Here is a 26,254-nt window from a genome sequence, read left to right on the forward strand (position 1 = left end):
GTGTTCAGAACGGGAGCCCCAGGCGCAGGTACAGTCGGCCCTGCTCGCCCTTGGCGTACACGGCGCTGGCGGCAAGGGTCTGGAATCGGAAGAAGAGGCCGCCGCCGACGGCGGTGTGAAGGTCGCCCTCGCTCTCCCCGTCGTACCACACGCGGCCGGCATCGACGAACGCCAGCGCGCCCAGGTCACCCCGAACGCCCAGGTTGGCGCGGGTGAGCACCGTCCGCACCTCCGCCGAGCCGAAAGCGGAGCGGTCGCCGGCGTAGCGCGCCACCTCGTACCCGCGCACCGAGCGCGATCCGCCCAGCTGCGCCGCGTACTGCAGGGGATACGCGCCGCCCGCCGCCTCGCCGCCCGCCCGCAGCGCCAGCACGGGGCCGCGCCCGGCGGAAAGATACGCCGTCGCCAGCCCGCGCGTGCGGTAGAAGGCGCCCTCGTCGCCCTCGCCCAGAAAAGTGTCGTGCCCCAGCCCCGGGAATCCCGCGGCGTCCAGCGTCACCATCGCGCCGCGCCGGGGATAGGCGGCGTCATCGCGCCGGTCCCAGGTAAAGCCGCCGCGCGCGCCCAGCGCCAGGTACGGCTCCGTCCCCGTCACCCCGTCGGCCGCCGCGGGCGATCCGGATCGCACCTCGGGGTCCGTGTAGCGCGCCACACCGAACGCGTGCAGCGCGAACGAGCGGGAAAGCGGAACGGTGAAGCCCGGCTCCACCAGCACCTGCCGCTCGCGGATGATGGCGCGCTCGCGCTCCGAGGCCTCCGTGTCGTTGCCGTAGCCGTAGTGCAGCGTCGCTTCCAGCTCCGACGCGCGCAGAAAGAGGGACTGGATGCGCGCCCCGCCCGTCACCGTGCGCGCCCCGTACGCCTCCACCCCGAACCGGGTGTGCTCCGGTGCCCACATCACCCGCGCGTACGACTTGGTGGCGAACGGACGGCGGCGGAATCCATGGCGCTCCGACGTGGGCCCCACGCCCAGAACCAGCCCCATGTACGGCCGGAAGTCCGCGTACGGCGCGGCGAAGGAGCTCGATCCACCCCAGTCGCGCGGCTCGCCGCCCCCCGGCTCCGCCAGCCGCGCGTGCACCGCCGGCGCCTCCGCGTCCGGCGTGTACGAACGCGTGTCGACCACGGTTTCCGCGCCGCGGACGAAGGCGTTCTCCCCGCGGTCGTCGTAGAACACCGTGCGCCCGCCCGTGCCGCGGTCCTCCAGCCGGTCGTCCCCGCCGCCGCCCAGGATGCGGACCAGAGGACCGCCGCGCCCGCGCACCTCGGCGTGGTCGGCGCCGCCGTGCATCCACACCCGCACCTCCCGCGTCTCCGCGCGCACGAAGCGGCGGCGGAAGTACGGCGTGCCCGTGGTGTCCCCGCCGGCAAAGATGCGCACCGTCGCCGCGTCGCCCGCGCGGTCCACCAGCACGCGGTCCGCCGCGTCCGTGGCGTGCACCTCCGCCTCCGGCGCCAGCAGGGCGTAGAAGCGCGCGGCGGCGTCCGGCAGCCGGTCGCGCCGGTCCTTGAGCCGCGATTGAAAGAAGGAGCAGCGCAGGGCGCAGTGCTCCGCGGGAATGCGGCGCACGGCTTCGGCGATGCGCGCATCCGTGAGCCCCGCCTGCACGTACGCCACGGCGGAGTCCCACGCGGCGCGGTCCAGCCCGCCCAGCAGCCGCCGGTCCAGGTCAATGCCCTGCAGCGCCAGCCCGCGCACGTGCGCCAGCCGGGGATCGAAGCGCACCGCCTTGGGCGCCATCGTCCGCGCCACGTCGATGGCCAGCCCGTCGTAGTCCACGAACACGTAGTCGCGGTCACGGGGGATGGGGCGCCACAGGTGCATTCCCGCCGTGTCGAAGCGCGCCCAGCGGTACTGGTCGCCGTGGCGGTCCCAGTCGCCCATCACCAGGTCCAGCAGGCGGATGCGCAGAAACTCGCGCGCCGCCAGCTGGTTGGCGGGATCGTCCTCCAGCTCGTCCAGAAAGTCTTCCGTGCCCTCGATCTCCGCCGAGCCGCCGAAGGGCGCGTCGGGCCGCTCCTCCACCGTCCCCACCATCCCGGCGAACTCCGCGCGGAACTCGCCCAGCCGCGCGTCGTCGGGCATCACGAAGATGCGCGGCGGGGCGTACAGGGCGCCGGTGGCCTCCATCAGCCCGCCCGCGGCGATCAGCCCCGTGGGGGACTGCGAACTCACCTGGTCCTGCAGCACGCTGCCCACGAAGGTGCCGCGCAGGCCGGGCGTGTTGGCGCTCGCCTGCCGCTTGTTGAGCGAGCGGAAGGCATACTCTTCTCCATCCGCGCCGCGAAAGCGCAGCGAAGCCGTCTGGTTTCCGCCGCCGCGCTCCGTGGGCGTAAGCCCGCCCGCAAAGGAGGACAGGTCCAGAACGGGCACGCGCGTGGGCGTGGTCCACAGGTCGCGGTAGCTGCGGCCGAACAACGTCTGCCACAGCCCGCCCGCCCGGTACTCGGGCCCGGGAACCACGACGGTGTCACGCCCCTGCGCGCGCACCGGCCGCGGCGACGATGCCAGCGCGCCGAGCGCCAGAACGGCCGCACTCGCCAGTACGCGCATCACCACGCCCCCGCCGGCGCCGGAGTCGTCGTCGCGGGCACGATCATGGGGGTGGGAGGCGGCGTGGTCCGTGGAGGCGCTGCCGGATCGGGCGGAATCACGATCATCATCGGTGCGGGCATCGCCGGAGGAGCTTCCGTACGCGGCGCGGCCGGCGTGGGAGCCGGTGCTGTCGCCGGAGTTGTCATCGAAGCGGGCACAGTCGTCGGCGCCGGCGCGGACGCCGGAGTTGTCGTCGGAGTTGTCGTCGGAGTCGTCGTCGGAACGGGCACCGTCGCGGGAGCGGGTGCCGTTGTCGGAGCCGTGGGAAGCGCGGGAACGGGCGGCGCAACCGCGGCCGCGGCCCTGGCCGCGGAATCCGCCTGCGCGCGCAGCAGCTTCACCCGCGGGTCATCCAGCCACATGCTGAAGTCCTCGTGCGCGCCGCCCTTGCTGTCCACCACCACCACGCTCAGCCGCGCGCGCCCGTCCGCCAGAAAGGTGATGCGCTGAAATCCGCTCGCCTGGCGGATGTAGCGGATGCCGGTGATGCGCCGCGTGGGCGTGGTGTGCCCGTAGATGCCGCCGCCGCTGACGATGTGGTAGCGCGCCGGCACCAGCGGCCGCCGCCCGAACACCTGCAGGCTGTGCTCGTGCCCCGCCGCGTACACCAGCGGCGAATCCACCGCAAAGGCGGCGGAAAGCTGCACCGTCATGTTGCGGTACTCGCGCCCCGTCACGTCCTGCCGCGCGAACAGCCCGGCCAGCCGCGCCCACGGATGCAGCGGAAACAGGTAGGTGGGCCAGTCAAAGTATCCGCCGTGCTGCCCGCCAGACACGAACGGGTGGTGCGCAACCACCACGGTGTGCAGCGGCCCCGCCGAGGCCAGGGCCGTGCGCACCGAATCGATGATCCCCGCCTCGGTCACGGGCTCGCAGCCGCTGCCGCGCCCCGGGCGCTCGCCCGCGTGCAGCCACCACTGCGTATCCAGCGTTACCAGCCGCACCACGCCGGCCACGTCCACCACCACCGGGCCCGGGCAGCCGTTGCGCGGCTCCATCGTCACCAGCCCGTTGCCGTTCAGGTTGATGAACCGCTCCTGGCGCCGCACGTGGGCCAGCCCCTCGGGAATGCCGTTGCCCCAGTCGTGGTTGCCGGGAACCAGGATGCCGCGGGTCCCCGTTTCCAGCAGCGGCGCCATCTGCGCGCGCAGAATGCGGAGCCCCTCCTTGCCCTCCGCCGTCGTGGTGTCTTCCAGCCCGACGGGGTAGATGTTGTCGCCCAGGTAGACGACGAAGCTGCGGTCCGGCGCCTTGGCGATCTCGTCACGCAGCGCGTTCAGCACCGGCTCGCCCGCCGGGTTGGGCAGCCCCGCGTCGCCGATGAGCACCAGGTTGAGCGCCACCGAATCCGCCCCGCCCAGCCCCGGAACCAGGCTGCCCAGCCCAAAGCTGCGCAGCCCGCACCCGGGCGCCACGGCCAGCAGCGCGGCCGCGCCCGCCAGGCGCAGCCCGCGCATCCATCGTTGCTTCTGCATCGTGTTCGTCACGTGTTTGATCCCGGGGGCGAAATCCGCGCGCCCGGGAGGGGGTCTCAGGGCTTTTTCCGTTTGCGGCTGCGGGCGCGGAAGGGAACGTACTCCGCCGCGGCCACCTGCTCGCTCCACCGCTCGTCCAGCGCGCCCACCAGCTCCGGCGCGGTGGAGGTGCGCTTGAGCCGCACGAGGTATTCCAGCGTGCGCAGCCCGTCCTCGCGGCGCACCACGTCCACCAGTTGCCACGCCTTGGCCGTATCCGCCAGCGCCTCCTGCACCGTCAGGCGGGCCAGGTCCGGCTGATGGCTGTGCACCAGCAGAATTCCGTCCGTCTTGATGTCGGTGGCCTGGTCCAGCATGCGCCTGCGCACCTCGCGCTGCGCGGCCGGCTCCTGCGCCATCAGCAGCCGCTGGGCGCCCACGGAAAGAATGCCCGTGCGCGCGTACCGGCCGCTGTAGATGCTGCCCACGTTGAACTTCCAGACGATGAGCACCACGATGTTGAACGCGAACGATATGACCACCGCCACGTCCAGCGCCTGCACGCCGGCGGACAGGCCGATGACGATCACCAGAAAGATGTAGACGGCGTCGCGCGGATCCTTGAGCGTGTTCCGGAACCGCACCGCGCCCACGATCCCCGCCAGGGCGAAGGCGAGGGCGATGCTGTTCTTGACGACCAGCGCGATTCCCGCCACCACGATGGGAAGGATGATGACGGAGGCCACCAGCGCCGGATCAAAGCGGAAGCGCTTGGTGAGCATGTACACCCACGCCACCGGCACCACCAGCGTCAGCGCGCCCACGATCACCAGCAGCGTGCTGATGGCGCGCTGCAGCGCCTCTTCCAGCGTGAGCTTGCTGCCGAAGTCGCCCACCGGCCCCGCCGTGAGCGCGCCGTCCGGGTTCATGGGCAGCGCCACGGGAGACAGAAAGGCCCGCCGCACCGTGGGGACGTAGTAGACCGCCAGCGACATCAGCGCCACGATCAGGATGTAGTAGGCAATGACGCGCAGAAACGGGTGCGAGCGCCCGTCGATGATGCGCTCCACCACGCGCCGGGCCAGCGGCCGGTGCTCGGGGCCCGCGGAGGGCGCCGGCGTGGAGGCCGCGCGCGACTCGCGGGCTTCGGTGTTCGCCTGCGCAGGCGTGTGCACGCGGGCCAGCAGCGTCTCGGACTCTCCGTCACCCATCAGCGGCGGCACTCCGCCGCGCCGCCCCGCCCCGTCCCCCTGGTCTTCTCGCATCGCCCGTTGTGTCGCGGTACCGCGGCTGAACTGAACGCACGCCGCATACGCCGCCGGTAGCAGGAACCACGCCGCCCGCTGCCCGGACGAAAAAACCCGTGCGCTCCGCCATCCACCGCCCCGGCCCCGGACGCAGCGAGGGCCCGCGCGGTCGGCGCGGGCCCTCGGCGTACGTAACGGGACGGAGCGTGGGTCAGACCGGGTTGGCCTTGCGGCGGCCCCGGCGGCGCGGACGCTCCGGCGAGCCGGCCAGCGTGGCGGCCAGCGTCATCTCGTCGTGCGGCGGATGGATGCGCGACAGCGGCAGATCCGAGCCGTCGTCGGCGCCCTTGGTTTCCTTGCGGGCGATGCGGCCGGCCTCGCGGGCGTCCTCGATCTCCACCAGGAACTTTTCCGACGCGGTGGCGAACGCGCCCTGCTTGCGAAGCTGGGTCAGCATCACGCCGGTGAACTCCTGCACCGCGCGGCGCAGCGAGCTGTCGGAGGCGTAGCCGCAGGTGTAGGCCACGCTCAGCACCGTCTGGCCCGGATCGTCCAGCAGCTCGCAGGCAAGCAGCACGCGCATCCACGCCAGCACGCGGCGTGGCGGCGGCAGGTCCGCCTGCTCGGCCCACCGCAGCAGGGTGCGCTCGGAAAGCTTCAGCGACGAGGCCAGGTCGCGGCCGTGGCCGCCCTCGGCCACCACCTCGGCGGCGGCCATCAGCAGCGCGCGGGCGCGGCCGGACAGGTTGCTGGGCAGCGAGCGCTCCAGCAGGCTCTGCAGCGGGCGGCCCTGGGCGGAGCGGAGACGGCGGGAGATGGCCTCCACCGTGTCCTCTTCATCCAGCGCGATGACTTCCTTGACGCCCCACTCGCCCAGCGTGCGCAGGTCGCGCACGCGGCCGCGGCGCACTTCCAGCGCGGCGATCACGGTGGCCGTGGGGAACTCCCACAGAATGGAGCGGAGCTCCGGCGCCAGCTCCGTTTCGGTGCCGTAGGCGCGGGTGTACGGGTCCGCCACGACCAGCGCGGCGGGGGGCGACTCGTTCAGCGCCTTGCGAAGCGCGTCCCAGTCGTCCACGAACTGCAGCTTGAACCGCTGGTTGCCCACACGCCGGACGCGCTCCCTGAAGACGCCGTCGGAGTGCATGACAATGAGCGGACGGGCAATCGGTTGCATGGAGCCGGATGGGTTCAGGTCACTCTCGATGGCCGTCTGGCGTATGCCGCCAGACGCAATCAACATAACCACTTCACGCCGAGCTGTCCAGATATTTCTTGCAAGTGCAGGAATGGCGCGGAAACCCGCGTCCACTGAAGAGCGCACTTCGGCCACGTGCATGGCGGATTATGTGAGTGACTGAGTGGCTCTTCCGTGTTTGTGGATGATGGAATCCGGAGTGCGAAGAGGTGCCCGCGGGCGGTCCGGCTGGATGACGATGTTCGGCGAGTCGCTGACGAGAGGCGTGCGGACGGGTGCGTGCAGGTCGGACGGTGCCCGCGCGGAGAGGCCCCCTCTCCCCTGGCCCTCTCCCCCGCTCCGCGGGAGAAAGGGAGACCCCACCCCGAGGGGCGGACCGCGGCATGGACGGCGTCCCCGATGCAGTTGAAGCCCGAACGTGGACGCGACAGCGGCCATCGTGTCGGGGGTTCCCGCGGTTTGAGCGGCGGATTCATTCGCTCAGGCAAGGTGCGGCGCGCGCCAAACCTGTTGCTCGTCACGCCGGCTGTGAGCCCTCACCCCGCGTGCTGCGCACGACGACCCTCTCCCACGAACGGATGTGGGAGAGGGAGCACACCCCAGCCCATCGCGTGACCCCGATGCGGTTGAAGCCACGAACGTGGACGCGACAGCGGCCATGTGTTGGGGGTTCCCGCTGTTCGAGCGGCGGATTCATTCGCTCTCGCGGGGGAGGGTGGGCGAGTAGCACGAGCCCGGGTAGGGGCCGCCTTGGCGCCCGCCGCCAATCACGCCCTGTCTGCGACCGGCTCCCGTCCCCTCCGGAACCGACCCGCCGCGGAACCGATCCTCATGCGCCACCGCGCCTGCTGAATCCACTCCACACTGCCCGCAACTGCCACATGGCGTCCGGAACGCCGCGGACGGCCCGCGGAGGCCCGCGTCCGGTCACTGGATCCGCCGTGCGTTCTGGCCCGGATTACCCGCCACGCGTACACTTAGAACCCTTTTCGGACAGATGCTTGCGCATTTCCATTCACGCCGGTTATCGTTGCTGAACAGAAACGCGGACGGCGATCTGCTACAACTTCGTACACTTCCCCGCTCCTCGCCGCGCGCGTCCGCCTGGACCGTGCATCTGCCCGCGTGATCCACCAGCAGGATCGTTCCATGATGACCATCGATCCCCCCGCCGCCCTCGCGGCCGAGCTCCCGCACACGATCGCGGGGCTGCCGCTGGCCGCGTGGACCCGCGCAATCCGCCCCTCCACCATCCAGGAAATGCTGGGGCTGATGGGCCGGCCGGGGATCATCTCGTTTGCACTGGGCCTGCCCGCCCCGGAACTGTTTCCCGTGGACGAGTACGCCAAGGCCGCCGACCGCGTGCTGTTCAGCGACGTCGACGCGCTGCAGTACCGCCCCGCGCCCCTCGCCCTCAAGGAGCACGTCGCCCGGCTGATGGCGGATCGCGGCGTCACCGTGCGGCCGGAGCAGGTGTTTCTCACCACCGCCGCCCAGCAGGCGCTCAGCCTCCTCACGCGCATCCTGCTCCCGGAAGGCGGCAGCATCATCTGCGACGAGCTGGTCTACATGGGCTTTCAGCAGGTGGTTGAGCCGTACGCCCCGCGCATGCTTACGGTGGGCAACAGCCTGGAGCACGGGATGGACGTGGACGCCGTGCAGGCACACCTGGAAGCCGGCGAGCGCCCCGCCTTTCTGTACTGCGTAACGGACGGCCACAACCCGCTGGGCTGCAGCGTGAGCCCGGCCAACCGCCGCCGCCTGGTGGCGCTGGCGCGCGAGCACCGCATCCCCATCGTGGAAGACGACGCGTACGGGCTGCTGCACTTCGGCAACCCGGAACCGCCGCTGCGCGCGCTGGACGACGAGTGGGTGCTGTACGTGGGATCGTTCAGCAAGGTGATGGCGCCGGGGTTCCGCGTGGGGTGGATCATCGCGCCGGAGCCGCTGATTCCCGTGCTGGGCTGCGCCAAGGACGGGGCAGACCTGGACAGCGGCACCTTCAGCCAGCGGCTCGTCTCCAAGTACCTGGATTCGGGGCACTTTCCCCGTCACCTCGCCACCATCCGCGCCTCGTACCAGCGCCGGCGCGACGTGATGATCGAGTCCATCCGCGAGCACTTTCCCGCGGGCACGCGGTGGAGCACGCCGCGCAACGGCGCGCTGGTGTGGGCGGAGCTTCCCGCCCGCTTCGACACCTCGGCCCTGCTGCGGCCCGCGCTGGAGGCGGGCGTGGCCTACGTTCCGGGGGCCGCGTTCGCCGTCCCGGGAAGCAGCGCGGGGCGCAACTGCATGCGGCTCAACTTCTCCTTTCCCTCGCAGGAAGACATCCGCGAAGGAATCGCCCGGCTGGGCAAAGTCGTTCGCGACGCGGACTGATCCGGGGCGGCGCCGGTCGTTCCCGCGCACCCGCTCCGTCCCCCGCGGGACGGCGCGCCTGCCGTGGACGGCTCCCAGTCGAGCGCGGTCGTGAGCAGGTGAACAGGACGGGAGCCGCGCGTTCCAGCTCCGCTCCAGCCCGCCGCCCGCCGTGCGACTCGTCTCCACGGAGGCGGAAAAGGATGCGGGCGCGGGGCGCTCCTTTCCGTCAGGAACCGGATCACGGAGATTGCACCTGATGGCGTCTCGGTAGCGGCACGTGCACTCCGGCCACATGTTCGTGCCCGGAAGGAGCGGCACCGCCGCGGGCTGATACGGCCTGTGGCGCCAGTGCACGTCCACACTGAACGAGTTCTCCCGCGGGCATGGGCGGCTGGCGATGGAGGTGTTCCAAAATCTGCGGTAAGTGTGTTAGATTGCCGCGCCCGCCCGCGCGGACGCAGCCGCCGGACGCTCGGCGCCCCGGCCCAGACACAACCCACCTCACCCCTCCGGACCATGAGCAACGAAGAGCGCGAAGACACGACCGTCTACACGGCCGTGATGAACCACGAAGAGCAGTACTCCATCTGGCCGGCCGACCGCGAACTGCCCGCGGGCTGGACCGCCGTCGGCACGCCGGGACAGAAGGCCGAAGTGCTCGCCTGGATCGAACAGGTGTGGACCGACATGCGCCCCAAGTCGCTGCGCGACAAGATGCAGGCGCAGGGGCTGGGCTGACGCGGACAGCGGCCGCGCCGGACCTCCGGCGCGGCCGCCGACTCCTTTCATCAAAACCGAACGAACACCAGACGGATGGCGACGACCGACAAGGCTCCGGCCGCTCCCGCGCACGACCTGGCCACCATCGGCGTGGTGGGGGCGGGCGTGATGGGCGTGGGGGTGGCGCAGAACCTGGCGCAGACCGGGCACCGCGTGCTGCTGCTGGACCTCAAGGATGAGGTGCTGGACACCGCACGCGCGCAGATCCGGCAGAACGTGCGCTTTCACGGCATGTTCAGCGGCACCCGCGGCGGCCCGTCGCCGGCCGAGGTGCTGGAGCGCATCACCTTCACCACCGACTACGCGCCCTTCAGGGACGCCGACTTCGTGGTGGAGAACGCCACCGAAAAGGTCGCGGTCAAGGAGTCCATCTATCCCGTTCTGGACGCGGTGTGCCCGCCGCACGCCGTGTTCGCCGCCAACACGTCGTGCATCAGCATCACCCGCATCGGCTCATGGACGGGCCGGCCAGACCGGGTGCTGGGGATGCACTTCATGAATCCCGTGCCGCTCAAGCCGGTGGTGGAAACCATCCGCGGCTTCCACACCTCGCAGCACACGGTGAATACGGCGCTCCGCTTTCTGGGGCAGATGGGCAAGGAAGGGATCGTGGTGAACGACCTTCCCGGCTTCGTCAGCAACCGCGTGCTGATGATCACCATCAACGAAGCCGTGTGGGAGGTGCAGGACGGCGTGGCGTCGGCCGAGGACATCGACCGCATCTTCGTCACCTGCTTCGGCCACAAAATGGGGCCGCTGGCCACCGGCGACCTGATCGGGCTGGACACTATTCTCCACTCGCTTCAGATCCTGCAGGAAAGCTACGGCGACCCCAAGTTCCGCCCCGCGCCGCTGCTGGTGAAGATGGTGGATGCCGGGCTGCACGGCCGAAAGAGCGGCCGCGGCTTCTTTGACTATTCCGTCCCCGGCGCGGCCCCCGCCGCCGCCTGACGGAGCCTACCCGACGAGTGCAGATGGACGACAGGGAGCAGATCCGGGAATTCATTTCGCGCCACGTGCGCGGCAAGGAACTGGCGGACAACGAAGACGTGTTCGCCTCCGGCTTCGTCAACAGCATGTTCGCCATGCAGCTGGTGCAGTTCGTGGAGTCGGCCTTCGGCATCGTCTGCGAAAGCGACGACCTGGACATCGACAACTTCCGCAGCGTGGACGCGCTGGCGGCGTTCGTGGAGCGCAAGCGCGGCGCCGGGGTGGCCTGATCCCGTGACGCTGCTGGATGCCGCCCTCCCCGCCGCCGCCGCGGACGACGGCCCGCGCCTGGGGCTGGGCCCCTCGCGCGAGGCGGCGCGCCGCGGCTTCGCCGCGTGGACGGACGAGCACGTGGCGCCCTTCGCCGGCGAATGGGACCGCGCCGCGCGCACCCCGCCGGAGCTGGTGCGGGCGATGGCGGCGGCCGGGTACCTGGGCGCCGTGGTCCCCGCGGAGTTCGGCGGCGCGGCCATGGACGCCGTCACCTTCGCCCTGCTCAATGAAGAGCTGGGGCGCGGCTGCTCGTCCGTGCGCTCGCTGCTGACGGTGCATTCCATGGCCTGCCACGCCGTCGCGCGCTGGGGATCCCGGGCGCAGCGGGAGCGCTGGCTGCCGTCCATGGCGGCCGGCGAAACGATCGGCGCGTTCGGCCTGAGCGAGCCGGAGGTGGGGAGCGACGCCGCCGCCATCCAGACCACCGCCGAGCTGGACGGCGACGCCTACGTGCTGAACGGCCGGAAGCGGTGGACCACGTACGGCCAGATCGCCGACGTGCTGCTGACCTTTGCGCGCGGCGAAGGGCGGCCGCTGGCGCTGCTGGTGGACCTGCGCGCCCCCGGCGTCACCGTGCGCCCGCTGGGCGTGACGGGGACGCGCGCCTCCATGGTCGCGGAGATCGAGTTCGACGCGGTCCGCGTGCCCAGGGAGAACCGCCTGGCCGGCCCGGGATTCGGGATGGCGGTGGCGCTTTCCGTACTGGAGGTCGGCCGGTTGAGCGTGGCCAGCGGGTGCGTGGGAATCATCCGCGCCTGCCTGGACGCCTCCACGGCCTACGCGGCGCGGCGGCGGCAGTTCGGCGTCCCCATCGGCGAGCACCAGCTGGTGCAGCGGCGTCTGGCCAACATGGCCACTGACCTGCGCGCCGCGCGGCTCCTGTGCCTGAACGCGGCCTGGCTGCGCGACGCGGGAGATCCGGAGGGCGCGCGCGAGGTGTTCCACGCCAAGTACTTCGCCTCGCTGGCCGCCACCCGCGCCGCGCTGGATACGGTGCAGATCCACGGCGCCAATGGGTGCACCGAGGAGTATCCCGCCGACCGCCTGCTGCGCGACTCCCGGGTGATGGAGATCATCGAGGGGAGCACCGAGATCCAGCAGGTCACCCTGGGCCGCTGGGCGCTGGAAGCCGCGCCCCGCGACAGCTGAAGGCGGACCGCACCGCATGATCGTCCCGCGCCGGACCGGAGCCCCCGCGGCCCGGTCCGGCGCCCGCATTCCCTCTGGCCGCCCGCCGGCCGCGCACCGGAGTTCAACCACGTGAACCGACCTGGCTCCCTCAAGGGGTGGGCGCTCATCCCGCATCCGCGGCCCGCCGCGCGGCTGCGGCTCTTCTGCTTTCCCTACGCCGGCGGCGGCGCCAGCCTCTTTTCCCCCTGGGCCAAGGAGCTGCCCGCGGACGTGGAACTGGTGGCCGTGCAGCCCCCCGGCCGCGAGGGGCGGCTGATGGAAAAACCCATCGGCGACCTGAACGAGATGGCGACGGCCATGCAGCGCGAGCTGGCGCCGTGGATGGACCGCCCGTTCGCCTTCTTCGGCCACAGCAACGGCGGGCTGATGGCATTCGAGCTCACGCGGCGGCTGCGCCGGGCGGGCCGTCCAATGCCGCGCCTGCTCATCACCTCCGGCCGCCCGGCGCCGCAGCTTCCGCTGCTGGATCCGCTGATCCACGCCCTTCCGGACGCGGAGTTCATGGACACGCTGCGCCGCTACAACGGCACGCCGGAAGAGATCCTGGCCAACCGCGAAATCATGGAGCTGCTGATGCCCATGCTGCGCGCGGACTTCCAGCTGGGCGAAACCTACCAGTACACGCCGGAGGCGCCGCTCGCGCTGCCACTGGTGGCCTGGGGCGGCGCGCTGGACATGGAGGTTCCCGCCGCGCACATCGAGGCATGGGGCGAGCAGGCGGGCGGCGAGTTCCGCTTCCGCATGTTTCCGGGTGACCACTTCTTTCTTCACGGCGACCGCGCGCAGGTGCTGCAGGCGCTGAACCAGGAACTGCGCGGCGTCCTGTCCTCCCCGGCGCATGCGGTCTGACGCGGAGTGGCGGCCGGCGCCGTCCGGCCCGGTGGCGCTGGGCGCGGACGAGGTGCACGTGTGGCGCGCCTCACTCCGTCCATCCCCCGCGGCGCTGGCGCGGATGGAGGCGCACCTGGGCGCGGACGAGCGCGACCGGGCCTCCCGCTTCCGCTTCGCCGAGCACCGGACGGCGTTCGTGGCGGGCCGCGGCGCCCAGCGCGAAATCCTGGCGCGCTACACCGGCCTTGCTCCCGCCGCGCACCGCTACCGCACCACCTCGCACGGCAAGCCCATGCTGGACGGCGCGGACGGACGGCTGCGCTTCAACGTCTCCAACGCGGGCGACATGGCGCTGTACGCCGTCACCCTGGAGCGCGAGATCGGGGTGGACCTGGAGGCGCTCAAGCCGATGCCGGACGGCATCGACATCGCCAAGCGCTTCTTTTCCGCGCCGGAGAACGAGATCTTCGCCGCGCTGCCGGAGACGGACCGGGAACTGGCCTTCTTTCAGTGCTGGACGCGCAAGGAAGCGTACATCAAGGCCGTGGGCGAGGGCCTGTCGATGCCGCTGGACCGCTTCGACGTCAGCTTCCGTCCGGGCGAGCCCGCGCGCCTGCTGGCCACCCGCGGCGACCCGGACGAGGCGGGCCGGTGGACGCTGCGCGAGCTGCACCCCGGCCCCGGCTACGTCGGCGCCATCGTCGTCCGCGGCGCCGGCTGGACCCCGGTTCTCTTCGACTTCGAAGCCTGACCACATCGGTCACGGGCGGGCGCCACAGGACTTTCGCACTGACGCACTCACGCACCCAGCACTCACGCACTGCGGTCATGGCGTGTCCCTCCGCTGCGCTCCGGGCCGGGCTTCGCGCGCCGTAGGCAACGATACAGCTGTTGCCAACGGCGCCGAGCCCGCGGTGCGCCCAGGATGGAGATGCGGATCGCCGAGTAGATGTGCGGCGCACCGCGTTCTCGGCCCTCCGGGCGCGAATCCCTCACGCGAGTTTCGTCCGGAGGACAACAGCAGCGCGGACGGCCTTCACGGCCGTCCGCGCTTTTTCATCCCACCCGCACCTCCCAGACCCTGCTCCGGCCGGCTCCCGCGGAAGAAGCCGCACCCGTCTCCGGTTCGCATCAGAAGCGGAGCGAGTACCGCCCCGTCCCCGCGGCGCGCGTCACGGCGAGCTCCTCCAGAAACGCCGTCGACGCCCGCTCGAACGCGCCTTCCCTGCGCAGCGCGGAAGGCCCCGCCTGCAGAAAGTCCGTCGTCGCCCGGCGCAGGCTGCTGTCCGACGAATAGCCGCAGGCGTGGGCCACGCTCAGCACGCTCCGCCCCGGATCGTCCAGCAGCGCCGACGCCAGCAGAATGCGCATCCAAGCCATCATCCGCCGCGGCGCCGGCAGCCCCGCCCGCGCGGACCACCTCAGCACCGTGCGCTCGGAAAGGTGAAGACGCCGGGCCAGGTCGTGTGCCTTTCCTCCCACCGACACCACCTCCGCCGCCGTCATCACCAGCATGCGCGCGCGCCCGGAGATCAGCGCAGGAAGGGTGCGCTGCAGCAGGTTCTGCAGCGTGCGCCCCTCCACGGCGCGAAGGCGGCGGTACAGCGCCTCCTGGGTGTCGTCCTCCTCCAGGCAGATCACGTCGGCCACCCCCCACTCCCCCAGCGTGCGCAGATCGCGCGAGCGGCCCGGGTCCGTGTCCATCGCCGCCAGCACCGTCGCGGACGGAAACTCCAGCAGCAGCGAACGCAGATCGGCGCAGAGTTCGCGCGACTTGCCGGTGCCGCCGTCGTACGGGTCCACCACCAGGATGGCGGCGGGCGGCGACGCGGCGACCGCCTCACGCATTCTGCTCCACGAAGTGGGAAAGGCGCACCGGAACCCGCGCGTCTCCATCCGGCGAAGCTGCTCCCGCAGTGCACCATTCGAGTGCATGACCAGGAGGGGTTTGGGGCCGCGGACCATGACTTGTCGGATAATACTCGGTGACAGGGCGCGAGCGGATGGGTGAGGAGCCGTGTTCGGGTGCAACTTGTAGTCACGCCCTCGGGCACCCCGCCGTACCATCCGACTCACCTTCCCGTTGCATCGGAGTTCCCAATGAAGCTGGCCCGTCTGTTCCTCGCCGCCATCACCGCAGCCACGCTCGGCGCCTGTTCCGATTCCGTCACCGCACCCGAGGCCCGGCCCGACACCGCGGCACCGGCCAAGGACGGCGACTTCGTCTGCACCGGTGTGGTTTCCCTGCAGACGATGCGTGATGGGACGGTTGTCGTACTCTGCAACGGCAGCCCCACGATCGGTTCGGGGGGCTGAGCCAGCCGACTGGCACCAACAACAAAAAGGGTCCCCGAACATGAAGTTCGGGGACCCTTTCTGATTGATCAGACTTCAACCAGCGGACCGCGCAGACTGCGCACGAAGTCAGAGGCGAGCGCATCAACCTTAGGCGACGAAGAGCGCGCCGCGGCAAGGTTCCCGGCGGCGACCCGGTCGTTGCGGATCGACTCGAGCAGCGCTTCGGCACGGAACCGCACCTTGCCCTGCCCTTGGCGAACAGCTCCTTCATAGGATTCGTCCGCCGCCTGCTCGGCCCGGTCCCACTCGCCCAGAGAGGCCGCGCCCAGAGCCAACTCCAGCATGCATCCCGGCGCGACACCCTGCGCCTCCGCATCCCGGCTGAGACGTGTTACCTGAGTCCAGGCCTTCCGGAACACGTCACGGTTGCCGGTGCCCGCAGCCGCACGAGCCGTGGACGCCAGCAGAATGAGACGAGCCGACGGCAGGCTCAGGTGAGACTCCAGTGCCTGAAACACGTCCAGCGAGCGGGCGAAGTGACCGCGCTCCATCCAGTAGTAAGCCACGTCGTGGGCCAGCGCCGGAATGGAATCATGGATCGGTCCGTATGCCCGGAAAGCCTGCCGTGCGTATTCTTCAGCCTGCTCGTGCCGACCCGTTTCAATCGCGATCGTGAACAGGTCGTGAAGCGCCATGCCCTGGATCTCCGGCATGCCCTTGCGGCGGGCGGCGCGGAGAGCCTTGATGTGCATGCGGTGCGCGCCGGGGAAGTTGCCGCGCCGCACCAGCATGTTGCCCAGCGCGATGTAGGCGCGGGAGTACGACTCCCAGTCGCCGGTCTGCCGCCCGATCATGATGGTGTGGCGGAACCACGTTTCGGCGCGGGCCAGCTCGGCGCGGCGGCGGGCCAGCTGCCCCACGGCCAGCGCAAGACGCGCACGTCCCGGCGAAGCCACCGCGGCCGCCTGCGTGTACGCCAGCGCCGTGTTCATGTAGCCCTCGTCCTCGGCCCACTGGCCGATGGCCGTGCACGCCTCGGCCACCGCGTCGCCGCTGGCGCCTTCCGGCGACTCCAGCATGACGGCCACGCTTTCCAACGCGCCGCTCAGGCGCTCCGGGACACGCGCGTCGGCCACTTCCTGCCGGCGGCGGGTTCCCGCGTCGGCGGAAAACAGCTGCCCGCGGTCCGCCGCGTCCGACATCGACCAGAACATCACGTTGCGGTACGCCTGCCACAGCAGCACACCCACTTCACCACCGACTTCACGAAGAATCTCCATCCCCTCCAGCGACTCGGAGCCGCGCGTCAGGGGCGGAGGCGTGCGCCAACGGCGAGGCACGCGCTCCGCGGCCGCCTTGGTCCTGGATGTCTTCATAACCGTGCACTCCGTACTATGAGGGTGTGTCTCTGTTCCCGAAAATGGTACCTGTTCGTGATGTTGTATACTATATGCAAGTAAGTGTGATAACGCCACTATTTTCTTGCAAAAGCGCGGGTTGAACCCTGAACAGTGAACAGCGTCAACACCAAACTGCTACAACACACGCTCCAGGGGGAGATCCTGTCGGATACCGGATGCCCCTTCGTACACTCTGTCGCAATTCAGGGTCCAATTCTGCCACACTCGTGATACGAACGGCGGCTTCCGGGTGTGCTACTCCGCCAGCACCTTCAGCTCTCCCTCCTCCACCCGGACGCTCGCTACACCCCCATCGGCCAGCAATCCAAAGAGAAGTTCGTCCGCCAGAGGCCGCGCCACGCGGTCCTGAATGAGGCGTCCCAGCGGCCTCGCGCCGTTGGCCGGATCGTGCCCGCGCTCCGCCAGCCAGCCCCGCGCGGCGGCGTCCACGCGCAACTCCACGCCGCGTTCCGCCAGACGCTGCCGCAATTCGCCCAGCGCCCGATCCACGATCTGCTCCATCACCTCGCGCGAAAGCGGGGCAAAGCCGATGCGGGCGTCCAGCCGGTTGCGGAACTCGGGAGAAAAGGTGCGCTCGTAGGCGCCGCCATCGTCCCCGCCCGCCATATCGCCGGCCACGAAGCCCGGGCGGCGGCGCATGAGGTCTTCCGCGCCCACGTTGCTGGTCATGATGAGCACCACGTTGCGGAAGTCGGACTGCTTGCCGTTGTTGTCCGTCAGCTTTCCGTAGTCCATCACCTGCAGCAGCAGGTTGAAGACGTCCGGGTGCGCCTTTTCAATCTCGTCCAGCAGGACGACGGAGTGCGGCGCGCGGTTCACGGCCTCGGTCAGCAGGCCGGCCTGGTCAAAGCCCACGTACCCCGGCGGCGCGCCGATCAGCCGGCTGATGGTGTGGCGCTCCATGTACTCGCTCATGTCGAAGCGGATCAGCTCCACGCCCAGCACTTCCGCGAGCGACCGGGCGACTTCCGTCTTGCCCACTCCCGTGGGTCCCGTAAACAGATACGAGCCCACCGGCTTGCGCGGATCTCCCAGCCCGGCGCGCGCCAGCTTGATGGCGGAGGCGAGCTGCCCGATGGCCGCGTCCTGGCCGAAGACGCGCGCCCGCAGTTCCGCGTCCAGCGTGCGCAGGCGCTCACGCTCGTTCCCCGCCACGGTTCGCGGCGGGATGTTGGCCATCCCGGCCAGGATGCGCTCCACCGTCTCGACGCCCACTTCGGGCCGCCGGTCGGCGGCGGCGCCGCCCTCCTCCGCACCGTCTGCTGCCACCGGGTCCGGCTGCACCGGGGCGGGCGCGGCGAGGCGCACCTCCGCGCCGGCCTCGTCCATCAGATCGATCGCCTTGTCCGGCAGGCGGCGGTCGTGCAGGTGGCGGGCGGACAGTTCGGCGGCGGCGCGCAGGGCCTCGTCCGTGTAGCGCACGCCGTGGAACGTCTCGTACCGCTCCTGGAGCCCCTTGAGGATCAGGACGGTGTCTTCCACCGACGGCTCGGCGACCTCCACCTTCTGAAAGCGCCGCGCGAGGGCCCGGTCTTTCTCGAAGTGCGAGCGCAGTTCCTCCCACGTGGTGCTTCCCATGCAGCGCAGGCCGGCCGCCAGCGCCGGCTTGAGCAGGTTGCTGGCGTCCATCGCCCCGCCGCTGGTGCTTCCCGCGCCCACGAGGGTGTGGATTTCGTCGATGAACAGCACCGCGCCTGGCCGCGCCTCCACCTCGCGCAGCACCGCCTTGAGCCGCTCCTCGAAGTCGCCGCGGTAGCGCGTTCCCGCCAGCAGCGCACCCACGTCGAGGGAGAAGATCTCCGCGTCCCGCAGCGGCGCGGGGACGGCGCCTTCGTGAATGCGGATGGCCAAGCCCTGCGCCAGCGCCGTCTTGCCCACGCCGGGGTCGCCCACGAAGAGCGGGTTGTTCTTGCGGCGGCGGGCCAGGACGTGGATGGCGCGGGTGATTTCGCGCTCGCGGCCGATGACGGGGTCCAGCTTTCCCGCCGCGGCGAGCGCGTTGAGGTTGGTGGCGAATCGGGAGAGCGCATCCTTTGCCGTCTCCTCCGCCCCGTCCACGCCCGCGCCGGCCGGCTCCGGCTCGGCGGACTGCGGATCGGAGGCGGACTGCATCAGCCGCAGCCGGTCCGCGCCGGACTCGCCCAGAAAGTGGACGGCGAAACTTTCCGACTCGTCCCACATCGACACCAGGACGTGCGAGCCCGTCACCTCGTCACGCCCGGAGCGGTAGACCTGAAGGACGGCGTCCTGCACCACGCGGCGGAACGCGAGGGTGGGAGTGCTGGTGTCGCGGGGGCCGTCGCCGGCCTGGATCTGCTCGGACAGAAAGCGCTCCAGCCGCGATCCCAGGCGGTCCACGTCGGCGCCGGCGCGGCGCAGGGCGGCGGCGGTCCCGTCGTCCTGCAGCAGGGCGAAAAGAAGGTGCTCCAGGCCGGCGTAGGCGTGGCCGCGGCGGGCGGCGTCCAGAATGGCCAGCTGCAGGCTGATTTCCAGCTCGGGGCGAAGTGCGGGCTGTGACATGCGATCTACTCCGGCTCCGTCGTCAGCCGCAGCGGAAAGCCGCGGCCTCGCGCCTCATCCATCACCTCGGCGGCGCGCGTTTCTGCCTCGTCCCGGGTAAAGACCCCCGCGACGCCCGCACCCTTGTGGTGCACCTGCAGCATGATGCGCAGCGCCTCGGGCTCGCTGCGCCCGAAGTGCCGCATCAGCACGTCGACCACGTACTCCATCGTCGTATAGTCGTCGTTGTGCAGCATCACCCGGTACATGCGCGGGTGCGCGGTGCGGGTGCGCTCCTGCACGGCCAGGTCCGGCTGGCCCTCGCGCGCGGGTACGTCAGGATTGGACATCGACCTTGTACACGGGTGGATGGGACCAATCTACTGCGCGGCGCAAGAACGGGGCACGCGCGGTGGCGGATTGTGGATTGTGGTACGCCCGTTGCCAGTCCGGGCGGATCTGCGGGCACCGTTCGGTGCCCGCGACGCATTCGGGGACCGGGCGGCACCACACCATGACGGACATGCTGGGCGCGGCTCCGCCGCTGCCGGAGGACCGGCGCGAGCAGGAGGACCGCTTTGCGCACGAGTTGAGGGTGCAGCGCTTTCTGCAGCCGGACGACGTAACCTGCGGGCCCACCTGCCTGCGCAAGGTCTACGATTTCTACGGGCTGCGGGTGGGCGAGCAGGAGGTGCTGGGGGAAATCGACCGCAACGAGGACGGCGGCACGCTGGCCGTCTTTCTGGGGATCTCCGCCCTGCGCCGCGGCTTTCACGCGTGCCTGTACTCGTACGACCTGCAGATCTTCGACCCCACCTGGGACGGGCTGGACCGCGCGGACCTGGCGGAAAAGATCCGCGCGCGCCTCCCCCACCTGCGCGACGCCAAGCGGCGGCAGGCGGCCGAGGCATACCTGGCGTTTCTGGAGATGGGGGGCGAACTCGTCTTTCGCGACCTGACGCCCGCGCTGCTGCGGGGGATCATCGACCGGGGGCACCCGGTGCTGGCGGGGCTTTCGGCGACGTATCTGTACAACTTCATGCGCGAGCGGCAGACGGCGGACGACGACCTGGTGCCGGACGACATCGGTGGTGAGCCGACGGGCCACTTCGTGGTCATCGTGGGATACGAGCACTGGGGCCGCCGTTTTTCCCTGCGCGACCCGGCGGAGCACGTCCCGGTCTCGCCGGACGGGCGGCAGGTGGTGGACGGGCAGCGGCTCATCAACGCCATCCTCCTGGGCGACGTGACGTACGACGCGGTGCTGCTGGAGATGTGGCCGGAGGAGGAGGCCGCGTGAACCGCACCCGCATTCTGGCCGTCGTATCCGATCCCGAGGACGCGGCGGGGATTCCCGAGGGCGTCGTCATCCCCGTGGAGCGCTACCTGGAAGGCGGCGGCGACCTGGCGGATCCGCGCGCGCTGGTCGTAAACCTGTGCCGCTCGTGGGCGTACGGCAGCGAGGGCTACTACGTCTCGCTGCTGGCGGACGCCCGCGGCCAGCTCGCGGTGCCCAGCGTGGAGGAAAGCGAGCAGCTCGCCAACCCCAACAACCTGTTCCGCATCCTGCAGGAAGCCGGCGTCCCCACGGTGGACCCGGAGGAAATGGCCTCGCGGCGGCGGACGGCGGGGCTGGCCGCGGCGGAGTCCGCGCCGGTCGTACGCGTGTGCGAGGAGGGCTCGTGGATCTGCCGCCCGGCGGTGGAAGAAGAGCGGGCGCAGACGCTCGTCCTGCTGGGCGGGGCGGAGGACGCGCGCTTCCGCAACACGGCCCTGCACGTCTATCGCGAGTGCTCCGCCCCCGTGATGCGGCTGTCGCTGGTGGGGGAGGATGGCGAGTGGAAGGTGACGGAGGTGGCCGCCGTCCCCGTGCACCTGCTGGCGCCGGAAGAGGCCGCACGGCTGGCGCAGGTGCTGGGCGATCCGCGCCGCGTCCTTCGCCGCGGCGCGCAGGAGGCGCGGGAAGAGCGGCGCGCATCCATCGCCGTGCTGCACGACGCCAACGACCCGTTCAGCCCGTCCAGCCCGGAAACGCTGGACCGTCTGGAGCGCGTGGCGGCGCGGATGAACGTGCACCTGCGCCGCATCGGCGTGGACGAGATGCACAAGCTGCCGGAGTACGACGCGCTCTTCATCCGCGCGCTGACGGGGGTGAGCGAGCCCGCCTTTCAGTTCGCGCTGCGGGCCGAGGCGCTGGGGATGCCGGTGGTGGACGATTCGCAGTCCATCATCCGCTGCGGCAACAAGGTTTTCCTGGAGGAGCTGCTGCACCGCGAGGGGATTCCCACGCCGAGGACGAGGATCGTGACGCGGCACACGCCGTGGCACGACGTGGCGGAGCTGGGGCTGCCCGTGGTCATCAAGCTGCCGGACGGGTCGTTCAGCGCGGCGGTGCACAAGGTGTCGTCGCACGACGAGTTCCGGCGCCGCGCGGACGAGATGTTCCGCAAGTCGCCGCTGATCATCGCCCAGGAGTTCCTGCCCACGGACTACGACTGGCGGGTGACGGTGCTGGACGGCCGCGTCCTCTTTGCCGCGCGGTACCACATGGCGCGCGGGCACTGGCAGATCCGCGCGGAGAACGCGGCGGGCAAGGAGCGCTACGGCCGCGTGGAGGCCGTAGCGCGCGACGCCGCGCCCGCCGCCGTGGTGGAGCTGTCGCTGCGCGCGGCGGCGCTCATTGGAGACGGATTGTACGGCGTGGACCTCAAGGAAACGCCGGACGGGCCCGTCGTCATCGAAATCAACGACAACCCCAACCTGGACGTCGGGTACGACGACGCGGCGGACGGCGCCGTCATCTACCAGGACGTCATCGAGTTCTTCTTGAAGCGCATTGAACAGGCGCCGGAGCGCGAGGCAGCGCCGCCGCAGCGCACGGACGCGGAGGGCGAGGCGGTGCTGCTGGAGCGCGCCCGCAAGCCGATCGCGTCCGCGTCCACGGGGCAGAAGGACCCGCGCCACTTCAAGCCGTTCGAGGTGGCGGGAATGGAACTGGAGTACCCCACGGTGGACCGCGACCTGAACGTCGTTTCCCTGGTGGAACCCGCGTTCAAGATCCTGGCGGGGCGCGGCACGTCGGACGTGGACCTGGGCGCGGTGGGGTTCAGCAACGAGATCGCGGACCACGTGTTCGAGGTCAAGACCAACGAGCCCGTCCGCAGCCTGGCGGACGCCGAGCGGGTGCTGGCGGAGGGAGTGCAGCGCTTTTCCGCGGTGCTGCGCGCGGAGTTCGGCGCGCGGCTGCTGCCCACGGGGATGCATCCCTGGTTCAATCCCAAGAAGGGAAAGCTGTGGACGCGCTCCGGGCTGCGCGTGTACACGACGTACGCGCGGCTGTTCGACGTGCGCACGCACGGGTGGATGAACGTGCAGGCGTCGCACCTGAACCTGCCGCTGGGGCGGGAAGTGGATGCCGTGGCCATGCACACCGCGGCCTCGCTCCTCATCCCCTACCTTCCCGCGATCGCGGCGAGCACGCCCATGTACGACGGCGAGCTGCAGCCCTCGGCGGACGGGCGGCTGGCGTGGATTCTGGAGCACCAGGCGCGCATCCCGGAATCGTGCGGGCAGCTGGTGCCGGAGTACGTGGACAGCTTCGCGGATTATCGAAAGAAGATCTTTGCGCCCATGTACGCGGCGCTGGACCGGCTGCCGGACACGGGCGCCATCCGCCACGAGTTCTTCAACGCCCGCGGCGCCGTCTTCAAGTTCTCGCGGCGGGCCATGGAGGTGCGGGTGCTGGACACGCAGGAGTGCGTGCGGATGGACGTGGCGATCGCCTCGTTCGTGCGCTCCGCGCTCAAGCATCTGTCCGGGCGGGTCGCGGAAAGAAAGGTTGAACTTCCGGATCACGCCATCCTGGTGGAGGATTTCCGCGCCTGCATCCGTGACGGAAGCCGTGCGCGGGTGCACGCTCCGCACCTGGACGCGCCGCGCGGCCCCGACGGGCTGTGCGACGTGCGCGACGTGCTGGATGCGCTCGTCGTCTCCGCGCGGCGCGCGGTGCGCAAGGACGAGGCGCACTATCTGGATCTGGTTTCGAAGGTGATCCGCAGCGGTACGCTGAGCGAGCGGATCCGCGCGGAGCTGGCCCCCGTCGCCGAAGCGGACGACGAGACATTCACCGAGGCCGCGCGCCGCATCTACATCGAACTGATCGAGTGCCTGGAAGCCAACGAACCCTGGTCACGGCGCGGGCTCTGAGCGCCAACCCGTTGCGCGGATGGCACTTGGCTCTTTCGGTGGATGGCACGGGCTCTGCATGGTGGGCCGCTGAACCAACCGGGGGAGGTACGATGGCGCTGAGGAATTTCGCGGATTCGGCCGGCCGGGAGTGGCGAGTATGGAGCATTGTGCCGAGCTACGAGTCCGCGCAACGACGGGCGCATGACGCCCGGCCTGCAGGGCGGCTGGCTCTGCTTTGAGCACGACGACGAGAAGAGGCGCCTGTCGCCGATTCCGTCGGACTGGGAGGGTGCGGATACCGGCGATCTTGAGCGGTATTGCACGGAGGCAAAGCCGGTTCGCCGGCGGAGCCTGGTGATGGGATGAGGGGTGGGGACGACGAGTAGATGGAAAGAAAGGCGGGGTGCGGAAACGCACCCCGCCTTTTCTTTTGCCCCGGATCCGCTCGCGGGCGCGGGGTTCGTCCGCTGTCCCGAGACTGCCGTCACGCGGACGCTTGTACACCGTTTCACGCGGAGGCCGCGGAGGAACGCGGGGGTCGCGGGGGAACAGATGGGAGACGGATTCGCGGCGAATCTCCTGCCGTGCCTCCTATTCCTTATTCCCTATTCCCCGCCCCTCAGTAGTACGGATTCGCCCCCGCATCATGGTCCGTCAGGTCCACGATCTCCCGCACCTCGGGGATCTCGTCGCGCACCATCCGCTCGATGCCCTGCCGCAGCGTCATGGCGGAGGCCGCGCAGCCCTGGCAGCCGCCGGTCATCCGCACGTAGATGGTGTCGTCAGCCACGTCCACGAGTTCCACCGCGCCGCCGTGCGAGGCGATGCGCGGGTTCACCATCTCGTCAAACAGCAGCTGCACCTTTTCCGCCAGCGGGCCGGAGGCACCCCCGGCCGAGCCGGACGAGGTCACCGTCGGGGGGCCGCTGGGGGCCGCGGGGCGCGGGGTGTCCACGCTGAATCCGCCATCCTGCTCGCTCCAGTCCACGCTCGCGCCGCTGAGCAGGTTGCTGGTGTCCAGGTTCAGGAAGACGCGAATGCCTTCCAGGTTGATGGCGATCTCCGTCTTTTCCTTGTCCTCGCGCTCCACCAGCGAAATCTGGTAGGCGCGGTCCATGGGCTTGCTGCCGTCCCGCAGGGTAATGCGCAGCGCGGGATCGCGCACCACCTCGGCATCCACCAGGGTGCTGATCTTGTCGCGCGCCGCGTCGGTAAGCTGAATCATCGTTTCCTTGTGCCTGTTCCGGTCCGCCAGCGCATACACTCACCCCGCCGCGCGGTTCGCACAAGGGCCCCCGCCGGATCCATCCGTCATCACCGGGTGCTTCGGTGGATGATCGTGCTCGGTGGATGCAGGAGATCGTCATCCACTGATCAAACCATTCCCGCCCGGAACGGCACCAAGGAGGGACGCCGCGACCTGCCCGGCGCATACCCACCGCTGTCAGGAACCGGATGCGAACGCTGCTGGCCCTCGTCTTCTCGCTCATCCCCACGATCGCGCTCGCGCAGACGCGGGAAACGTGGCTGCTTACCGTGGACCGCTGGGGCAACGCCGAGCACCAGATGCTCACGCTGGAATCTCGCGGGGATTCGGTTCACGGCACGCTGGGTGGATGGCAGGTCGCCGGAACGCGCACCGGCGGCCGGGTGGAGTTCGTGGCGATGGACAGCCGGAACACCGCGTACCGCTACACCGGTCGGATCGCGCGCGGCGTGATGACCGGCACCGCCGATTTTCCCGACACCAACGATCCGGCCGCGCGCGCCCGCCACGCGTTCACCGGACGGCGGCTTCCGGATCGCCCCGCCGGTCCCCCGCGCCGGGTGACGTTCGAGCCGGAGACGTTCAGCAACGAGTTCACGGCCGAACGCGCGCCGGTGCTCGTCATCTCCCCGGGCGATACGGTCAGCACGCGTACCCTCGACTCCGGCGGCGCGGACCGGGACGGCGTAACGCGCGCGCTGTATGGAAATCCGCAGACCGGGCCGTTCTTCGTGGCCGGCGCGCAGCCCGGCGACGTGCTCGCGATCCACATCCACCGGCTGCGGCCGAACCGCGACTGGGCCGAGAGCCTGGACGGATTCGCGGGCCGCGCCATGGGTCCGGGGCTCGGCGCGCGCGCATCCGGGCTGGGCCAACGAGTGCGATGGAGGCTGGACCGGGCGCAGGGCGTCGCCCGTCTCGAAACGCCACCGGCCGGACTGGCGGACTACACCGTCCCCCTCCGTCCCATGCTCGGCGGCCTGGGTGTGGCGCCGGACTTCGGGTTCGCGCCCGCGTCGGCGGGGGACAGCGGGCGCCATGGCGGCAACATGGACTACAATGAAATCGTGGAAGGGACGACGGTCTACCTTCCCGTTTTCCGCCCCGGCGCGCTCCTCTTTCTGGGCGACGGCCACGCGGCGCAGGGCGATGGTGAGACGACACAATGGGCACTGGAAACGTCGCTGGACGTGGAGTTCACCGTGGACATCCTTCCGCCGCGGCCGCTCGCCACGCCGCGGGTGGAATCGCCCACGCACCTGATGGTGATCGGCCAGGCCGGTTCGCTGGATGACGCGATGCGCTCGGCGACCGCGGGGATGGCGCAGTGGCTGGAGCAGGACTACGGCCTTACCCTGTCCGAAGCGTCGATGGTGATGGGGACATCCATCGAATACGAAGTCGTCACCGTCGCGGGGCGCAACGCCGGGATCGCCGCGACACTGCAAAAGGCGAGGCTCGTCGGATTGACGCGCCGGAACACGAACGCGCGGCCCTGACTTCGCCAAAGACTTGTCTCACGCAGAGCAGCAGAGGAGCAGAGGTGGTCTCTGCTACTCTGCTGCTCTGCGTGATTTCCTGCTGTCATCCGTCGAACGATGGTCGTGATCACGTGCGTTCCCGGCGCGGACGGGCGTATGTTGTCCGCCACCGCGCGCAC

At 70.4% G+C, this 26,254-nt stretch carries 19 protein-coding genes and 1 pseudogene; 11 read left to right on the forward strand and 9 right to left on the reverse strand.

Going from position 1 to position 26,254, the window contains the following annotated elements:
• Nucleotides 1–4 precede the first annotated feature (4 nt).
• The 4 genes from HNQ61_RS18105 to HNQ61_RS18120 form a co-directional block, all read right to left on the reverse strand.
• Nucleotides 5–2,554, reverse strand: a complete 2,550-nt coding sequence (locus tag HNQ61_RS18105; RefSeq protein WP_240978728.1) for a BamA/TamA family outer membrane protein — start codon at nt 2,552–2,554, stop codon at nt 5–7.
• Complete coding sequence (locus HNQ61_RS18110) at nt 2,554–4,071, reverse strand: metallophosphoesterase family protein (RefSeq protein ID WP_170034799.1); 1,518 nt, start codon at nt 4,069–4,071, stop codon at nt 2,554–2,556. The genes HNQ61_RS18105 and HNQ61_RS18110 overlap by 1 nt, the downstream gene beginning before the upstream one ends.
• 56 nt (nt 4,072–4,127) lie before the next feature.
• Nucleotides 4,128–5,315 (reverse strand): DUF4956 domain-containing protein, encoded by a 1,188-nt coding sequence (locus HNQ61_RS18115; protein ID WP_170034798.1) that lies wholly within the window; start codon nt 5,313–5,315, stop codon nt 4,128–4,130.
• 193 nt (nt 5,316–5,508) lie between these two features.
• Complete coding sequence (locus HNQ61_RS18120) at nt 5,509–6,474, reverse strand: AraC family transcriptional regulator (RefSeq protein ID WP_170034797.1); 966 nt, start codon at nt 6,472–6,474, stop codon at nt 5,509–5,511.
• A 1,170-nt stretch (nt 6,475–7,644) separates the two neighbouring features.
• Between HNQ61_RS18120 and HNQ61_RS18125 the strand changes: the two genes are divergently transcribed.
• The 7 genes and pseudogenes from HNQ61_RS18125 to HNQ61_RS18155 all read left to right on the forward strand — a co-directional run bounded on the left by HNQ61_RS18125 (nt 7,645) and on the right by HNQ61_RS18155 (nt 13,672).
• The gene (locus tag HNQ61_RS18125; protein ID WP_205761514.1) at nt 7,645–8,874 is read left to right on the forward strand and encodes an aminotransferase-like domain-containing protein; all 1,230 of its coding nucleotides are present in this window, start codon (nt 7,645–7,647) and stop codon (nt 8,872–8,874) included.
• A gap of 498 nt (nt 8,875–9,372) precedes the next feature.
• Entirely contained in the window at nt 9,373–9,594 is a 222-nt protein-coding gene (locus HNQ61_RS18130) for an MbtH family protein (RefSeq protein ID WP_170034796.1), read from the forward strand.
• 15 nt (nt 9,595–9,609) lie between these two features.
• Nucleotides 9,610–10,587 (forward strand): annotated as a pseudogene (locus HNQ61_RS18135) (3-hydroxyacyl-CoA dehydrogenase family protein); the annotation flags it as partial.
• Nucleotides 10,588–10,610: 23 nt separating this feature from the next.
• Nucleotides 10,611–10,856: an acyl carrier protein gene (locus HNQ61_RS18140; protein WP_170034794.1), complete on the forward strand. Its 246-nt coding sequence runs from the start codon at nt 10,611–10,613 to the stop codon at nt 10,854–10,856.
• A gap of 4 nt (nt 10,857–10,860) precedes the next feature.
• Nucleotides 10,861–12,048 carry an acyl-CoA dehydrogenase family protein gene (locus tag HNQ61_RS18145; protein WP_205761512.1) on the forward strand — a complete coding sequence of 396 codons (1,188 nt, stop codon included), beginning with the start codon at nt 10,861–10,863 and terminating at the stop codon, nt 12,046–12,048.
• Between the two features lie 111 nt (nt 12,049–12,159).
• A complete protein-coding gene (locus HNQ61_RS18150; protein WP_170034793.1) occupies nt 12,160–12,939 on the forward strand; it encodes an alpha/beta fold hydrolase in 780 nt (259 codons plus the stop codon).
• Nucleotides 12,929–13,672 carry a 4'-phosphopantetheinyl transferase family protein gene (locus HNQ61_RS18155; protein ID WP_170034792.1) on the forward strand — a complete coding sequence of 248 codons (744 nt, stop codon included), beginning with the start codon at nt 12,929–12,931 and terminating at the stop codon, nt 13,670–13,672. Before HNQ61_RS18150 ends, HNQ61_RS18155 begins: the two co-directional genes overlap by 11 nt.
• Nucleotides 13,673–14,052: 380 nt before the next feature.
• Here the strand turns inward: HNQ61_RS18155 and HNQ61_RS18160 are convergent, their stop codons facing one another.
• Nucleotides 14,053–14,769 (reverse strand): helix-turn-helix domain-containing protein, encoded by a 717-nt coding sequence (locus tag HNQ61_RS18160; RefSeq protein WP_170034791.1) that lies wholly within the window; start codon nt 14,767–14,769, stop codon nt 14,053–14,055.
• 252 nt (nt 14,770–15,021) lie between these two features.
• Here HNQ61_RS18160 and HNQ61_RS18165 point away from each other — a divergent pair, with 252 nt between their 5' ends.
• Nucleotides 15,022–15,237, forward strand: coding sequence for a hypothetical protein (locus HNQ61_RS18165; RefSeq protein WP_170034790.1), 216 nt, complete (start codon nt 15,022–15,024; stop codon nt 15,235–15,237).
• Nucleotides 15,238–15,305: 68 nt separating this feature from the next.
• On the opposite strand, the gene HNQ61_RS18170 is transcribed toward HNQ61_RS18165, so the two are convergent.
• The 3 genes from HNQ61_RS18170 to HNQ61_RS18180 form a co-directional block, all read right to left on the reverse strand.
• Nucleotides 15,306–16,595, reverse strand: a complete 1,290-nt coding sequence (locus tag HNQ61_RS18170; RefSeq protein ID WP_170034789.1) for a tetratricopeptide repeat protein — start codon at nt 16,593–16,595, stop codon at nt 15,306–15,308.
• 279 nt (nt 16,596–16,874) lie between these two features.
• Nucleotides 16,875–19,160 carry an AAA family ATPase gene (locus HNQ61_RS18175; protein ID WP_170034788.1) on the reverse strand — a complete coding sequence of 762 codons (2,286 nt, stop codon included), beginning with the start codon at nt 19,158–19,160 and terminating at the stop codon, nt 16,875–16,877.
• Between the two features lie 5 nt (nt 19,161–19,165).
• Complete coding sequence (locus HNQ61_RS18180; RefSeq protein WP_170034787.1) at nt 19,166–19,489, reverse strand: ATP-dependent Clp protease adaptor ClpS; 324 nt, start codon at nt 19,487–19,489, stop codon at nt 19,166–19,168.
• A gap of 164 nt (nt 19,490–19,653) precedes the next feature.
• Between HNQ61_RS18180 and HNQ61_RS18185 the strand changes: the two genes are divergently transcribed.
• Nucleotides 19,654–20,439: a cysteine peptidase family C39 domain-containing protein gene (locus tag HNQ61_RS18185; RefSeq protein WP_170034786.1), complete on the forward strand. Its 786-nt coding sequence runs from the start codon at nt 19,654–19,656 to the stop codon at nt 20,437–20,439.
• Nucleotides 20,436–23,345 (forward strand): glutamate-cysteine ligase family protein, encoded by a 2,910-nt coding sequence (locus HNQ61_RS18190; protein WP_170034785.1) that lies wholly within the window; start codon nt 20,436–20,438, stop codon nt 23,343–23,345. The genes HNQ61_RS18185 and HNQ61_RS18190 overlap by 4 nt, the downstream gene beginning before the upstream one ends.
• Nucleotides 23,346–23,946: 601 nt before the next feature.
• Here the strand turns inward: HNQ61_RS18190 and HNQ61_RS18200 are convergent.
• Nucleotides 23,947–24,552: a NifU family protein gene (locus tag HNQ61_RS18200; protein WP_170034783.1), complete on the reverse strand. Its 606-nt coding sequence runs from the start codon at nt 24,550–24,552 to the stop codon at nt 23,947–23,949.
• Between the two features lie 230 nt (nt 24,553–24,782).
• Here HNQ61_RS18200 and HNQ61_RS18205 point away from each other — a divergent pair, with 230 nt between their 5' ends.
• Entirely contained in the window at nt 24,783–26,093 is a 1,311-nt protein-coding gene (locus tag HNQ61_RS18205; protein ID WP_170034782.1) for an acetamidase/formamidase family protein, read from the forward strand.
• Nucleotides 26,094–26,254: the final 161 nt, after the last annotated feature.

The sequence above is a fragment of the Longimicrobium terrae genome, assembly GCF_014202995.1.
GTDB classification, from domain to species: Bacteria; Gemmatimonadota; Gemmatimonadetes; order Longimicrobiales; family Longimicrobiaceae; genus Longimicrobium; species Longimicrobium terrae.